The organism is Acinetobacter sp. RRD8 (assembly GCF_031844225.1).
Lineage (GTDB): Bacteria > Pseudomonadota > Gammaproteobacteria > Pseudomonadales > Moraxellaceae > Acinetobacter.
Genome location: NZ_JAUZUU010000007.1, coordinates 38311 through 52447, shown reverse-complemented (window position 1 = coordinate 52447; position 14137 = coordinate 38311). Strand labels below are relative to the sequence as shown.

Annotated in this window: 13 protein-coding genes; 7 read left to right on the top strand and 6 right to left on the bottom strand. The window is 37.7% G+C overall.

Annotated features, from left to right (window positions below; all coding sequences use genetic code 11):
* Genes Q9R24_RS08910 through rfbB form a run of 6 tightly spaced genes read right to left on the bottom strand, consistent with a single transcriptional unit; the run spans window position 1 to window position 5885 of the window.
* Window positions 1–1257, bottom strand: coding sequence for an O-antigen translocase (locus Q9R24_RS08910; RefSeq protein WP_311204092.1), 1257 nt, complete (start codon window positions 1255–1257; stop codon window positions 1–3).
* A gap of 3 nt (window positions 1258–1260) precedes the next feature.
* Window positions 1261–2379 carry a DegT/DnrJ/EryC1/StrS family aminotransferase gene (locus tag Q9R24_RS08905; protein WP_311204091.1) on the bottom strand — a complete coding sequence of 373 codons (1119 nt, stop codon included), beginning with the start codon at window positions 2377–2379 and terminating at the stop codon, window positions 1261–1263.
* Between the two features lie 2 nt (window positions 2380–2381).
* Window positions 2382–3554, bottom strand: a complete 1173-nt coding sequence (locus Q9R24_RS08900; RefSeq protein WP_311204090.1) for a formyltransferase family protein — start codon at window positions 3552–3554, stop codon at window positions 2382–2384.
* A complete protein-coding gene (locus Q9R24_RS08895; RefSeq protein ID WP_311204089.1) occupies window positions 3551–3946 on the bottom strand; it encodes an FdtA/QdtA family cupin domain-containing protein in 396 nt (131 codons plus the stop codon). Before Q9R24_RS08895 ends, Q9R24_RS08900 begins: the two co-directional genes overlap by 4 nt.
* Window positions 3943–4827, bottom strand: a complete 885-nt coding sequence (gene rfbA / locus Q9R24_RS08890; protein WP_311204088.1) for a glucose-1-phosphate thymidylyltransferase RfbA — start codon at window positions 4825–4827, stop codon at window positions 3943–3945. The genes Q9R24_RS08895 and rfbA overlap by 4 nt, the downstream gene beginning before the upstream one ends.
* Entirely contained in the window at window positions 4827–5885 is a 1059-nt protein-coding gene (gene rfbB, locus Q9R24_RS08885; RefSeq protein WP_311204087.1) for a dTDP-glucose 4,6-dehydratase, read from the bottom strand. The genes rfbA and rfbB overlap by 1 nt, the downstream gene beginning before the upstream one ends.
* Window positions 5886–6145: 260 nt before the next feature.
* Here rfbB and Q9R24_RS08880 point away from each other — a divergent pair, with 260 nt between their 5' ends.
* From Q9R24_RS08880 to Q9R24_RS08850, 7 genes are all read left to right on the top strand, one after another.
* Window positions 6146–7240: a polysaccharide biosynthesis/export family protein gene (locus Q9R24_RS08880; protein WP_311204086.1), complete on the top strand. Its 1095-nt coding sequence runs from the start codon at window positions 6146–6148 to the stop codon at window positions 7238–7240.
* A gap of 3 nt (window positions 7241–7243) precedes the next feature.
* Window positions 7244–7672, top strand: a complete 429-nt coding sequence (locus tag Q9R24_RS08875; RefSeq protein ID WP_311204085.1) for a low molecular weight protein-tyrosine-phosphatase — start codon at window positions 7244–7246, stop codon at window positions 7670–7672.
* A 20-nt stretch (window positions 7673–7692) separates the two neighbouring features.
* A complete protein-coding gene (locus tag Q9R24_RS08870) occupies window positions 7693–9891 on the top strand; it encodes a polysaccharide biosynthesis tyrosine autokinase (RefSeq protein ID WP_311204084.1) in 2199 nt (732 codons plus the stop codon).
* A 146-nt stretch (window positions 9892–10037) separates the two neighbouring features.
* Window positions 10038–11474, top strand: coding sequence for a capsule assembly Wzi family protein (locus tag Q9R24_RS08865; protein WP_311204083.1), 1437 nt, complete (start codon window positions 10038–10040; stop codon window positions 11472–11474).
* Between the two features lie 233 nt (window positions 11475–11707).
* Complete coding sequence (locus tag Q9R24_RS08860) at window positions 11708–12412, top strand: FKBP-type peptidyl-prolyl cis-trans isomerase (protein WP_311204082.1); 705 nt, start codon at window positions 11708–11710, stop codon at window positions 12410–12412.
* Window positions 12413–12460: 48 nt separating this feature from the next.
* Window positions 12461–13150, top strand: a complete 690-nt coding sequence (locus Q9R24_RS08855) for an FKBP-type peptidyl-prolyl cis-trans isomerase (RefSeq protein WP_311204081.1) — start codon at window positions 12461–12463, stop codon at window positions 13148–13150.
* A 164-nt stretch (window positions 13151–13314) separates the two neighbouring features.
* Window positions 13315–14049, top strand: a complete 735-nt coding sequence (locus tag Q9R24_RS08850) for a dienelactone hydrolase family protein (RefSeq protein ID WP_005264532.1) — start codon at window positions 13315–13317, stop codon at window positions 14047–14049.
* Window positions 14050–14137 lie beyond the last annotated feature (88 nt).

Genomic DNA, 14137 nt, shown 5'->3' with positions numbered 1-14137 from the left:
TTAACCTCTTTGACTCTCTAAAGTCCCAAATATAAAATAGCCCATTACCAGCCAATACAAAGCATAATTTACTAAGTGAGCAATCGAAACACCTTCAAAACCGAAAATCTTACTACATACATAAGTCAATCCCATAGAAGATAAAGCAAATAATATTTCTGTGGTGACAAACAACTTTGTCATCGCCTTACTTAGCATCAAATAGGATAATATCCAACTGCCAATTTTAAGTGAATCTCCTATCATTTGCCATAAAAACAAATCACGCATTGGCATAAATGCATGACTAAACAATAAAGTAATAATCCAGTCACGCATAACATAAACACACAAACCGCCAACTACAGCTAAAGGAAAGATAAACTTATAACCTGAATAAACTTCTTTCTTTATTTCATCTAAATGCGTCAATTCGGCCAATCTAGGTAAATAATAAACTCCCAGTGTTGTGGTAACCAACATCAAATATGCCGCACTTAAGCGAATCATCGCTTCCCAATATCCAGCGTAATTTAAACCAAACTCTTGAGATAAATAAGAACGGATTGCCATTTGAGACAAGGGTACACAAATTGCACTAACTAGCGCCATAAGCGCAAAAGCCGCAAAATTCTTAGCAATTTGTGGCTCAATGCGTCCAAATAAATATGAAATTTTGAACCAATTGGCTTTATAACATAAAAACAACGTTACAAAAAAAGTTATGGATTGATAAATTGAAAGTGCAACTAGAGCACCATATAAATGATATTGAACAGCTAAAACACTCGTTACTAACAAAGAAAGTATACTTCCAGCAATATTTGCAATAACTAATTTTAAAATCTCCTTCTTACCATTCAAAATGGCTAAAAAAAGTGCATTTAAATTGAATAAAACTAAAAATACTGCAAACCAAACAAAAACAGATTGATACTCTACTGTCTGAAAAATATAAAGTGATAATTGCTTTTGGAAAATAAGAATAATAATAGAAAAAATAAAACTAAAAATAAGCACTAAACTGCCAGCTGCTCGCCAAACCTCTATTTGCTTTGTCTTTTCTTCATGATATTCGGCAGTATATTTAATGACTGCTGTATTAATCGCACTACCTGCAAAGGTGGTAATCATTTGAATAAAGTTTTGAAACTGTCCTATTGCTGCATAGCCCGCAGGACCAACATACACAGCTAAAATCTTATTTAAAATAAACATGGTGGCTGTTTTAATTAAAACAGCCACCCCGTTTAATGCACTGGTTTTTAGCAAATTCATGGATTAGGCTTGAAATTGATTACATAAAGCGATAATTCTTTCTGCATCTACTGCAGACAGTGTCGACCCCATAGGTAAACTTAGTACCTCATTATGTATCTGCTCAGAAATTGGATAATTCAAATTATTCCATTCTTTATACGCTTGTTGTTTATGGGGTGGAATTGGATAATGGATTAATGTTTGAACACCATGATTTAATAGATACTGTTGTAAAGCTTCACGCTGATTAGTGCGAATTACAAATAAATGCCAAACATGCTGCATATAGGATTCAGCATTAACATCGCCTAATGGCAGTTGAATTAGCGGATTTTTGATTCCATTCAAATACAAACTCGCAATATGACGTCTGTGCTGAGTTTCTTGATCCAAGTATTTGAGCTTGACATCTAGCATCGCTGCCTGAATTTCATCTAATCGACTATTCACACCAGGAACTAAATTTTTATACTTTTCATGCGAGCCATAGTTACGCAATGCTTTTAACATGGTCGCTAATTCTGCATCATTGGTTGTAACTGCACCCGCATCACCTAGTGCACCTAAATTTTTTCCAGGATAAAAACTAAAACCTGAAGCATCCCCCCAGTTTCCTGCTTTTCTACCTTGTATTTGTGCCCCATGACTTTGTGCGGAGTCTTCTAAAACCAATAAATTGTGTTGTTTAGCAATTTGCATAATTTCTGGCATTTCTGCCAATTGACCATACAAATGGACAGGTAAAATCACTTTGGTTTTAGCCGTTATTGCTTCTTTTATTTTTATAGGATCAATATTGTAGGTAGAAATATTTGGCTCAACTAAAACTGGCGTCAAGTTATTTGCTGTAATGGCAAGAATGCTAGCAATATACGTATTCGATGGAACAATAACTTCATCTCCATCTTTAAGTTTGCCTAACTCTTTCCATGCACGTAGTGTCAGAATCAATGCATCTAAGCCGTTTGCGACTCCAATTGCAAACTGTGTACCACAATATTCAGCAAAGTTACTTTCAAAACTTTCTAGCTCTTTACCACCAATATACCAACCTGAATCAACAACACGACTACAAGCTTCTATTAACTCATTGCGATATTGTTGATTAATATTTTTTAAATCAAGAAAAGAAATATTCAAAGCTATAATCCCAATAATTCAACCTGTTCAGGCGTAATATAATCATATATAGTTTTATCAGACCAATCTTTTAAAAATGGATCCGCACCCTTTTTAATTAAGAAGCTTAAGAATGCATTATCATTATTTTTTAAAGCAAAATCTTTTGCATACATGAGCACTGTAGTTCCGTGATAATTTCTATCATTTATATTTGCACCATTTTCAAGTAAAAAACTAATTATATCTTTTCTCCCATGATAAGCAGCTACAATTATTGGCGACCACCCCTTTGAGTTTCTATCATTAACACCTAGAATTTTAACAAGTTTTTTAGAAAAAGAATCAACATCTATTAATGGAATTTCATTTAACAAACCCTCTAAATCTTCATAAAAAATAGCTATATTATAATCTATAGTAGATAGAAGGGTGTAATCTGTACCCTCATGAAGTATTGTCCCAGGTTTAAATGTTGATTTTTCATCCATTACTATTACATCTGATATTTTCTTATTTTTAAAATTTAATAACTGATATGGGCGAAAACTGAACGCGTATACTTGTCTCTTTATCTGCCAAGCAGTTTTATTAAAGTCAATTTCTAATTTTTTGAAATCTATTGTTTTTGCAGAAAAATAAGTTGAATTTATCATATCCTGTTTTACCGGTTGAATAGTATTTTCAATTATTTTATTAAACCATTCTGATAGTAAAATTTTGGAATTTTCAATATATTTTCTATAACAATCTTGACTTCGATCATTTTCACTTAATTTAAATGTTTTTTGAGCTACTATGTCACCAGTATCAATACCATGATCTATCTTGTGTAACGTAACACCAGCCTCCCTATCCGCATATAATATAGGCCAAACTGATGTATACATTCCTTTATATTTTGGTAGTATTGAAAAGTGAATATTATAACACTTGTCAGTAGTTAATTTATTAGGCTTAACTATTTGATCAAATTCAAGTGAAAGAAAATAATTTATATTAGTTTTATATATTTCTTCTAAGGTCTTAATTTTCACACCTTTTTCTATTGCGAGTTTGAGCAGTGAACGTTGCCAACCGTCCACACCATGATCATTCTTATTAACCACTACAATAATTTCATCTAACTCAAATCTTTCAAGAGCTAAAAATAAGCCATGTATCGCAATATCATTTTTTCCAGCTATTACAATCATTTCGATACCTTTAAAAACTCTTTATAATCACGAATGTAATCATTTTCATCATAATGCTTACTTGCCAACACAAGCAGAACACAATCTTCTGAAAAATCATGCATTTCTCGCCAAGTTAAAGCTTCAATAAAAAGTCCTCGCGTTGGTGAATTTAGGATTATTTCTTCTCTAGAATTACCATTATCTAAAATAAAACGGCAACTTCCTTTTACACATATAGCAACTTGCTTTAAATCTATATGCGCATGAAAGCCACGTGATTGATTAGTTGTATTAAAAATATAATACAAACGATTGATTTCGAACGGAATTGATAGATTTGACTCTATCGCAACTAGCCCACCTCTCTGATCTTCCAAACTCGGAAAATCAATTAATTTTATTAAACTCATGTTAATTCATTCACCAATGAAATTATGTATTGACCATAATCATTTTTACTCATGCTCTGACCAATTTTTAAAACCTGTTCTTTACTGAGCCAACCATTATTCAAGGCAATTTCTTCTAAACACGCCACTTTATAACCCTGACGTTTTTCAATAGTCTCTACAAACTGCGCTGCCTCAAGTAAGCTCGCATGTGTCCCTGTATCTAACCATGCAAAACCACGTCCCAGCAATTCTACATTTAGATCACCGCGCTCTAAATACATCTGATTAACTGTGGTAATTTCCAACTCTCCACGCTCAGATGGTTTTACTTGTTTGGCAATTTCAATTACATCATTGTCATAAAAATACAAACCGGTGACTGCAAAGTGGGATTTAGGTTGTTTAGGCTTTTCTTCTAAAGAAATTGCGCGCTTTTGTTCGTCAAACTCAACTACACCAAAACGCTCAGGGTCTTTCACCTGATAGCCAAATACCGTTGCACCTTTTTGACGTGCGACGGCTTGACGGAGCATTGGGGTAAAACCTTGACCGTAAAAAATATTGTCGCCAAGCACTAAACAAACATTACTGTTTCCAATAAAGCTTTCACCAATTATAAATGCCTGTGCTAAACCGTCTGGACTAGGCTGGACGGCATATTCAAGCTGAATACCAAATTGAGCACCATCACCCAATAAACGCTTAAATCCATCAATATCTTCAGGAGTACTAATAATGAGTACTTCACGAATACCTGCAAGCATAAGCACTGAAAGTGGGTAATACACCATTGGCTTGTCATAAATAGGCAATAGCTGCTTAGATACCCCTTTAGTAATCGGATATAAACGTGTACCTGAACCGCCCGCTAAAATAATACCTTTTGTTGTATTTGACATTATGAATTTACACCTAATCTTTCGCGTTGGTAACTGCCATCTTGCACTCGATGACACCAGTCTAAATTATTTAAATACCATTGCACCGTTTTACGGATTCCAGTTTCAAAAGTTTCCGTAGGTGTCCAACCTAATTCATTTTGAATTTTTGTGGCATCAATTGCATAGCGTAAGTCATGCCCAGGGCGGTCTTTTACAAACGTAATCAATGACGCATACGCTTGACCGTTGGCTTGTGGTTTTAGCTCATCCAAAATCTTACAAATGGTTTTGACCACTTCTATATTCTGCTTTTCATTATGACCACCAATATTATAGGTTTCACCCACTACACCTTCGGTCACCACTTTATATAAAGCACGTGCATGATCTTCTACAAATAACCAATCCCGAATTTGCTGACCATTACCATATACAGGCAAAGGTTTAGCATCCAGTGCATTTAGAATCACCAATGGAATTAACTTTTCGGGGAAGTGATACGGACCATAATTATTTGAACAATTAGTCACAATTACTGGCAGACCATAGGTCCTATGCCAAGCACGTACCAAATGATCCGAACTGGCTTTAGAGGCAGAATATGGAGAGCTTGGCGCGTATGAAGTTGTTTCTGTAAACAAATCTGTCGTGCCTTCTAAGTCACCATAAACTTCATCAGTTGAAATATGATGAAAGCGAAAGTTTTGCTGAGCTTCGGCGTCAAGCTCCATCCAATACTTTCGAGCGGCTTCTAATAAAGTATAAGTTCCCACAATATTGGTTTGAATAAATGCTGCCGGGCCATCAATTGATCGGTCTACATGTGACTCTGCAGCCAAGTGCATAATTGCATGAGGCTGAAATGCATCTATTGCAGCTGTAATTTGTTCTGTATCGCAAATATCAATTTGTTTGAACTCATAGTTCGAGTGTTGATCAATTTCTTTTAACGATTCTAAATTTCCTGCATAAGTCAATTTATCAATATTAAAAACTTGATTATTGGTATGTTGAATAATATGACGGATGACTGCTGAACCAATAAAACCGGCGCCACCAGTGACAAGAATTTTCATTTATATGACCTTAAATGTCTTTTTAAGAATTTTACCAACAGGAGTATAAAATTTTGCAGTTATTGTAGACATAAATTAAAAAAAAGATATTAATACAGTATTAAATTTTAACCAATCATCAAAAAAATAAAAAAATAAATATAAAAATCAAAAAATTAAATTAAAAATGTAAATTAAAAATGTTTTGAAGATATTCAATAATTAGATTTTGCACTACAATCCTTTCCTAATAACGATGTATTAAAATTAAGGGCTTGAATGTGAAGTATCAAGGCACATCCATTTTATTCACTATTTCAATATTATTTTCTGGTTGTACGCTTACTTCCGGTTTACAAACCTATGATTTGCCTCCTCAAGGTAATTACAGAACCGATCAAGGCGCAGAGCTTTCAGTCATACAAATTACGCAAGACAATATTCCTCGTATCGAACTCAATAACGCTCAGAATTCCAATACTATTTTTCACTTATTTAACAAGCATCAACAAGTCTATAAATTGAGTTCAGGGGATATTCTCTCAATTCAACTTTGGGCCTACCCAGAAATTACGCCCCCTATTCAAGATATTTCAAATGTAAAAGCTGCAGGTTATCCCATCGACTCTAGTGGCAACATACAATTACCTTTAGTGGGGCAGGTACGGGTAGCCGGAAAAACACTGGCTGAAACCAATCGTTTTTTACGCAGTCAATTTGCGCGTTATTTGAAACATCCTGATGTGGTGGTTCGGGTGTTGTCTTATGAGGGTCGTCGCTATTTTGTCAATGGACAAGTCATGCGTAGTGGCCAATATACGCTAAATGATCAGCCCATTAGCATCTATACAGCACTCGGACAGGCAGGTGGTATTAATACTGAAACAGGTGACAATACCAATATTCAATTGATCCGGGAGGGTCAAACTTTTGACCTCAATGTACTACAACTAGAGAAACAAGGCCTATCTTTACATAATTTACTGATTCAACCGAATGATACTATTTTTGTGAATACCAAACAGAATCAAAAACTTTATGTTATGGGTGAGTCAAGTAAAAGCCAAGCCCTGGCTTTACGTGAACAAGGTATGACCTTAAGTGATGTTTTGGGTGAAAGTGAAGGGATTAATCCTTATTCCGCAAGTGCGGCTAAAATCTATGTAATGCGCACCGATTTAGCCACCAAGCAGTCCACTGTGTATCACTTGAATTTAAGCAGTTTTGGTAATTTAGGCTTAGCCAATCAATTCCAAATGAAAAAAAATGACATCGTTTATATTGATGCGACTGGATTAACGCGCTGGCAACGTATTGTCAACCAGATTATTCCGTTCTCTAGTGCACTCTATAGCTTTGACCAACTGGGTAAATAAAATATGCAAATTCGGAATATTTTAGTCGTCTGTGTGGGAAATATTTGTCGTAGTCCAATGGGTGAGTTTTTTCTCAAGAAAAATCATCCTAACTTACATATTGAGTCTGCTGGTCTTTCTGCCATGGTAGGCCATAGTGCTGATGATAAGGCCATTGCAAGTATGGCAAGAAAATCAATTGATATAAGCTCACATGTCGCAAAACAAATTGATGGCCACTTACTCAAAACCGCAGATTTAATTTTAGTGATGAGTTCAAATCAACAAAAACATATAGAAAAGACTTGGCCATTTGCTAAAGGTAAAGTATTTCGTTTAGGACATTGGCAAGGTCATAATGTTCCCGATCCTTATAAGCTTGATCAAGCATTTTTTGAAGAAACATGTAATAACATCGAATCTTATGTTTCGGATTGGCAATCACATATTTAATTTTATCTAGTAGTTTATCCATGAATCAAAATTCAAGTACTAATGACGATACCATTGACTTAAAAGAATTATTTTTTTCGTTAATTGCACAATGGAAAGTGATCGCGCTTTGTATCGTATTGAGCTTAACCTTCGCATTACTTTATTTACGTGTTACTCCCTCAATTTATTCTGCTGATGCAATGGTTCTGGTAGAGGATAATAAAGGCGCTGGAGCTGCTGCCCTTTTGGGTGGGTTGAGTGATGCTATTCCAGGGGGAATGGGGGGGAAATCTCCCGCAGATGCTGAGATTGAAATATTAAACTCACGCATGATTTTGGGACAAACGATTCAAAATTTGCACCTTGATATCCAAATTAAAGATAATAGTAATACTTTATTTAATCGTCTGATTAAAAATGGCAAAGCTGAAGTTCTTTATAAAAAGGATATGGTGGTTTTCCAAAAAGAAAATCAAGCCTTCTTAATCAAAACATTAAAAATTCCAAATTACTATCTAGATAAAAAATTAGAGTTAAAATTCACGGATAACAACCAGTTTACTTTCTCTTATAAAGATGAAGTGATATTTAAAGGTCAATTGAATTCCAGCAATCAAACCATAGACTCTAAGGGACTTTGGGAAGTCGCTATATTTAGCAAATCTCCGTTTAAAGAAACATTTACTATTACTAAACTTGCACTACCTACAGCAATGCAGTTCTTAAAAAATGACTATGGTGTAGCAGAGAGAGGGAAAAACTCCGGTGTTATTGGTCTAAATTATAATGGCAATGATAAGAAACATATTACTCAAGTTCTGAATAATATTTTATCCGTCTATCAAATACAAAATATTCAACGCAAGTCTTTAGAATCTAAACAAACTTTAAATTTTCTAGACAAACAGCTGCCGGAACTTAAACAGCAACTTGAGGAATCAGAAATCAAGTTCAACCGTTTCCGTGAGCAATACAATACTATTGATGTAACTCAAGAAGCCGAGTTAATGTTAAAGCAAAATGTTGAACTGGAAAAGATGAAAATCCAATTACAACAACAGCAAGCGGAACTTTCTTCAAAATATACCCCTGACCACCCTCTTATGTCGGCGATCAATGCTCAACTTTCTGAAATTAATCAAAAAACTTCAGAAATGACACAATCGATTAAACGTTTACCAGAAACACAACGATTATATTTACAGCTATATCGAGATGTAAAAGTAAACACTGAACTATATACCGCACTATTAAATAGCTATCAGCAATTGAAAATTGCAGAGGCTGGTGAAATTGGTAACGTCAGAGTTATTGACCAAGCTGTTGAACCCGTTAAGCCAATTAAACCTAAGTCATTAATTACAATAATTTTATCAATTTTTGCTGGTGGTTTTATTGGAGTATTAATTGCACTATTACGAAATATGATGCGTTCAGGCATTAAAGACGCAGCGCAAATTGAAAATGAGCTTGATCTGCCAGTCTATGCCACTGTACCGCGCTCTGTTATTCAAGAAAGCCGCATTAACCTATTGAAGAAGAAAAAGAATATTCCTATTCTTGCGGTTAAAGATAGCAGTGATATCGCGATTGAAAGCCTCCGTAGCATGCGAACAGCAATTCATTTTGCCTTAATGAATGCGACCAATAATGTGATTGCAATTTCTGGCCCTGCACCTGAAATTGGAAAATCATTCATTACCACTAACCTTGCTACTATTTTAGCGCAAGGGGGAAAACGGGTTCTGGTCATTGATGGTGATCTACGTCGTGGCTATTTACATAAGTACTTTAATGCCGAAGTGCAACCAGGTTTAGCAGAATTATTGAATCACCAAAATAGCTATGAAGAGGTGGTGCAAAATTCAACTGTAGATAACCTGTTTTTTGTGACACGTGGTAAGAGTCCGGTTAACCCGTCTGAACTATTAAGTACAGATCAATTCAAAACTTTCCTAGATCAGGCATCTGCTCATTTCGATCATGTACTGATTGATACGCCACCTGTGCTTGCGGTGACCGATGGCATCATTATTGCGCAATATGCAGGCGTGAATTTATTGATTGCCCGTCATGCTAAAACGCAAATTAAAGAACTTGAAATTACTGTTAATCGTTTTGAACAGGCCAATGTCAAAGTCAATGGCGTGATTCTAAATGATGTACAACAAGGGGCAGCAGGTAGCTATGGTTATAATTATGCCTATGCTTATACCGCAAATAAAGACAATGACTAATTCATTGTAAACTTTGATATCACACCTTGCTAGAGGCAGGGTGTGATAGTTCTCTCTATCACATTTATTCCACATGTTCATTGTTGAAAAAATCAACTAAAAACCCTATCTTGGTTACAGTTTAAAACTCCTGAGAATATACAAAAATGTTACCTAAAACACTGCTCGCCAGCTTGGCATTAAGCTCCTCACTAACCTTTGCTCAAGGCATCGTTTTAAATGACCAAAACCTGCGCACCGATTTAAACTGGTTAAATCAGCAAGGTGTGATTCAAGTTAGCACTTCGACCTGGCCAATGAGTAGTGATGAAATCCAACGCGCCCTTTCTCAGGCCCAAGTCAGCAATAATAATCAGCAAAGAGTCATTGATTCAGTCATGGCTCATTTGAATACCAACAACCAGTTACTTAAAGCATCACTATTTGCAGAGACAGATCAAAAAAATATTCCTCAAGTCTTTGGCGACCAGCAAAAAGCGCAATACCAAGCGGGTATAGAGTTAAATACAGGCAATCAAAATTGGGATGCCAGACTTCGCGTAAATGCCGAAAAAGATCCCCAGATTGATAATGATCAAGATGTGAATGTTGAAGGGTCTTACCTCGCAGGTAAGTTATGGAATCAATGGCTGATTGCTGGACAAATTCCGACCTACTGGGGACCTGGTCATGATGGCAGCTTAATTCGGGGTGATGCCAGTCGTCCTGTGTATGGTGTGACCATGCAGCGTGCCGAACAGCATGCTTTTGCAAGCAAATGGCTCTCCTGGATTGGACCTTGGCAATATCAAGCCTTTGCCGGACAACTGGATGACTACGATGCTGTACCTGATGCCAAACTGATTGGCTTACGTGTCACCGCACAACCTTTACCCTATTTGGAGCTGGGTGCATCGCGTGCTATGCAATGGGGTGGTGGTGACCGTTCAGAAAGCCTGTCTACACTCTGGAATGCTATAAAAGGCAATGATAACTTTGATAACAGTGATGATGATAAGTCTAACCAAATTGCCGGTTTTGATGCACGGTTAAGCTTACAATCACTGGTGCAAGTACCAATGGATATCTATGCGCAATATATCGGTGAAGACGAAGCAGGTGGCTTACCGGCCAAAAAAATGTATTTGGCTGGAGTCGATTATTCTTCTAGTTATAATAATATGCCTTTCCAGCTGTATACTGAATGGACAGATACCCGTAGTAATGGTAGTGCTGATGGTATTTCATATAACCACCATGTTTATACCGATGGTTTTTATCAGCATGGTTACCCATTAGCACATGCGATGGGTGGTGATGGTCAAATGGTTTCTGTGGGTGGTGATATTCGTTTCGATCGCCTCAATCGTGTTAATGCTCGAGTGCTGTTTGCCAAGTTGAATGAGTCTAACCGAACTACTAATTTAGCTTTTCCAGCGCAGGATGAATTAAAAGCTGTTGATGTGAGCTGGACCCATTATTTACGCCCAGATATTCCACTGAAACTAAATGGCTGGATCAGTGATTCAGACTTACGTGGTAATGATGGTGGTGCATCGATTGGAATTGAATTTCCTTTAGAAAAAAGCTTGTTTTCTTACTAAGCTCTTTGCAAAATACAATTTCGGTTAGAGCAATCTTTGTTCCTAGACATTCTCGAACAATGATTAAAATCTGAAAAATAAAAAAACCAGCCATTGCTGGTTTTTTTATATCTTCAAACTTCAACATAACTGCGGTGTCCACTTGCTAAAAAACCACCCATTCTGCAAGATTTCTCAAAATTTTCTGCTAAGATGGAATGAACCTCAACGATAACATTAGATTGGAATAATACATGAGTAAGGCCTTACCGATTGCTGTCGCTGTTCTTTTAGGCGGTGCCGCGCTAGTACCTGTTTACTATGCAACTCAAAACCCAGCTGCTCAAACCACAAAAGCATCTAAAGATGCCTCGGCTGTTTCTAAAATCAGCTATGCACTCGGTTATGAAGTCGCTCATCAAACTCCACCTGAGCTGGATATTAACAGCTTTGTGACAGGCGTTCGCGAAGGTCATGCCCGTACCGCTCCTGCTTATACTGAAGAAGAATTACAAGCAGCTTATGAGCAATTCCAAAAAGAAATGCAGCAGAAGCAAGTCGATAGTTCCAAACAGGCTCAGGCATCAAGTGATACTTTCCTGACTGAAAATGCCAAAAAAGCTGGGGTAAAAACTACCGCATCTGGTTTGCAATATGTAGTGACCAAAGAAGGGACAGGCAAACAGCCTGCAGCCACTTCTATCGTGAAAGTACATTACACAGGCAAACTGGTTGATGGTACCGTGTTTGACAGTTCGGTTGAACGTGGCGAGCCGATTGAGTTCCCACTTAACCAGGTCATTCCAGGCTGGACCGAAGGTTTGCAACTGATGAAAGAAGGCGGTAAAGCAACCCTGTATATCCCATCTAAACTCGGTTATGGTGAACAGGGCGTGCCAGGTACGATTCCTCCACACAGTACTTTGATTTTTGATGTGGAACTCATCGAAGTAAAATAATCCACGAAAAGGAGAGCAACGCGCTCTCCTTTATTTTGAGAATTAATCATGAAAATACAAATAAGTTTGATGGTTTTACTGCTGAGTTCTGGCAGTCTGTTTGCCAAAGAAGTCACCAATAAGAGCCCTGAGGCTGAACAGGTCGGCTACAGCTTTGGTTATCTGATGGGAAAAAGTAATGCTGACTCCTTACAAGGCATTGATCTGGATGCCTTCAGCGCCGGTTTAAAAGCGGCAGCCGCTGGGAAACAGGCGACTTTAAGCGAGGAAGACATGGCGCGGGTGTTGACCCAATTTAAGCGTCAGGCTGAAGCCAAAGAGCTGATTGCCTTGAAAAAGCAGGCGAATGAAAATGCCAAAATTGGTCAGGCTTTTCTGGCTGAAAATGCAAAAAAACCGGGGATAAAAACCACCAAATCAGGTTTGCAATATCAGATTCTTCAGGAAGGAAAAGGTAAATCGCCGAGCGCAAATAGTAATGTCCGTGTACATTATGAAGGCCGTTTAATCGATGGTACGGTTTTTGACAGCTCGATTGCCCGTAATCAGCCCGTGGTATTTCGTACCACCCAAGTCATTACCGGCTGGACCGAAGGTTTACAGCTGATGAAAGAAGGTGCCAAATATCGTTTCTTCATTCCGGCCGAACTGGCCTATGGACAGATTGGTTCAGGGGATGTAATTGAACCGAACAGTACTTTAATTTTTGATGTGGAATTACTGGAAATTACTAAATAATAAGTCCTATTTTTCCAGATCTAAAATCGGAGAGGTTCTATATTGGCCTCTCTTTTTTTATGGGCTTAAGTATCCTTAAATCGCAGGTTTTCATGTCACATTCCGATCAGTTTTGCTATGTTATGTTTTAATCAAGCAATTCAACAACAATAGAGGACGTCAGCATGGCAGCAATCAAGACTCGCGAAATTCATTATACTGCGCAGGATGGCAGCCCATTAATTGGTTATTTTGCCGCCCCAGAAACAGATACCCCTGTTGCCGGTGTACTGGTCGCACCCGAATGGTGGGGTCGGAATGAATATACCGAACAGCGTGCCCGTGAACTTGCAGAACATGGCTATGCGGCCTTGGCCATGGACATGTATGGTGATAAAAAAGTCACGACCAATTCTGATCAGGCTCATCAGTGGATGATGCAGACTTTTGAAGATCCTGACACTATCGTTAACCGTGCAACAGCAGCCTTGAATGCCCTGGCAGCACAGGATGAAGTCAATGCTGATAAGCTTGCAGCGATTGGTTTCTGCTACGGCGGCAAAGTCGTATTGGATCTGGCCCGTTCTAATGCACCTTTAAAAGCGGTGGCGACTTTCCATGCCATTCTGTCGCCAAAAGCACCTGCTCAGGAAGGTCAGGTACAGGCGGAAATCCTGGTGCTACATGGTGAACTCGACAGCATGGTAACCCTGGATGATGTCGCCAGTTTCCGTGAGGAAATGCATGCTGCCAAAGTCGAGCATGAAGTGATTGTTTTTGAAAATGCCAAACATGGCTTTAGCAACCCGCTTGCGGATGAACGGGCCAAAGCCAATGGTGTGGATCTTGGTTACAATGCAGAAGCGGAACAAAAAGGTCTGGCAGCAATGTATGCCTTGCTAGACTGCCATTTGGCATAAATAGAAACAACTATCCGGCTTGTTCACAGGCTGAATATTTTAGATACTTCATGAAGAAAAGAAGATAAATCCTACCAGAGGAGAATGT

Excerpts from the sequence above, each read along its gene's own strand:
- rfbB (WP_311204087.1), bottom strand. The coding sequence starts at position 5,885 with ATGAAAATTCTTGTCACTGGTGGCGCCGGTTTTATTGGTTCAGCAGTC.
- Q9R24_RS08860 (WP_311204082.1), top strand. The coding sequence starts at position 11,708 with ATGAGTAAGGCCTTACCGATTGCTGTCGCTGTTCTTTTAGGCGGTGCC.
- Q9R24_RS08855 (WP_311204081.1), top strand. The coding sequence starts at position 12,461 with ATGAAAATACAAATAAGTTTGATGGTTTTACTGCTGAGTTCTGGCAGT.
- rfbA (WP_311204088.1), bottom strand. The coding sequence starts at position 4,827 with ATGTCAAATACAACAAAAGGTATTATTTTAGCGGGCGGTTCAGGTACA.
- Q9R24_RS08900 (WP_311204090.1), bottom strand. The coding sequence starts at position 3,554 with ATGATTGTAATAGCTGGAAAAAATGATATTGCGATACATGGCTTATTT.
- Q9R24_RS08865 (WP_311204083.1), top strand. The coding sequence starts at position 10,038 with ATGTTACCTAAAACACTGCTCGCCAGCTTGGCATTAAGCTCCTCACTA.
- Q9R24_RS08875 (WP_311204085.1), top strand. The coding sequence starts at position 7,244 with ATGCAAATTCGGAATATTTTAGTCGTCTGTGTGGGAAATATTTGTCGT.
- Q9R24_RS08910 (WP_311204092.1), bottom strand. The coding sequence starts at position 1,257 with ATGAATTTGCTAAAAACCAGTGCATTAAACGGGGTGGCTGTTTTAATT.
- Q9R24_RS08870 (WP_311204084.1), top strand. The coding sequence starts at position 7,693 with ATGAATCAAAATTCAAGTACTAATGACGATACCATTGACTTAAAAGAA.
- Q9R24_RS08850 (WP_005264532.1), top strand. The coding sequence starts at position 13,315 with ATGGCAGCAATCAAGACTCGCGAAATTCATTATACTGCGCAGGATGGC.
- Q9R24_RS08895 (WP_311204089.1), bottom strand. The coding sequence starts at position 3,946 with ATGAGTTTAATAAAATTAATTGATTTTCCGAGTTTGGAAGATCAGAGA.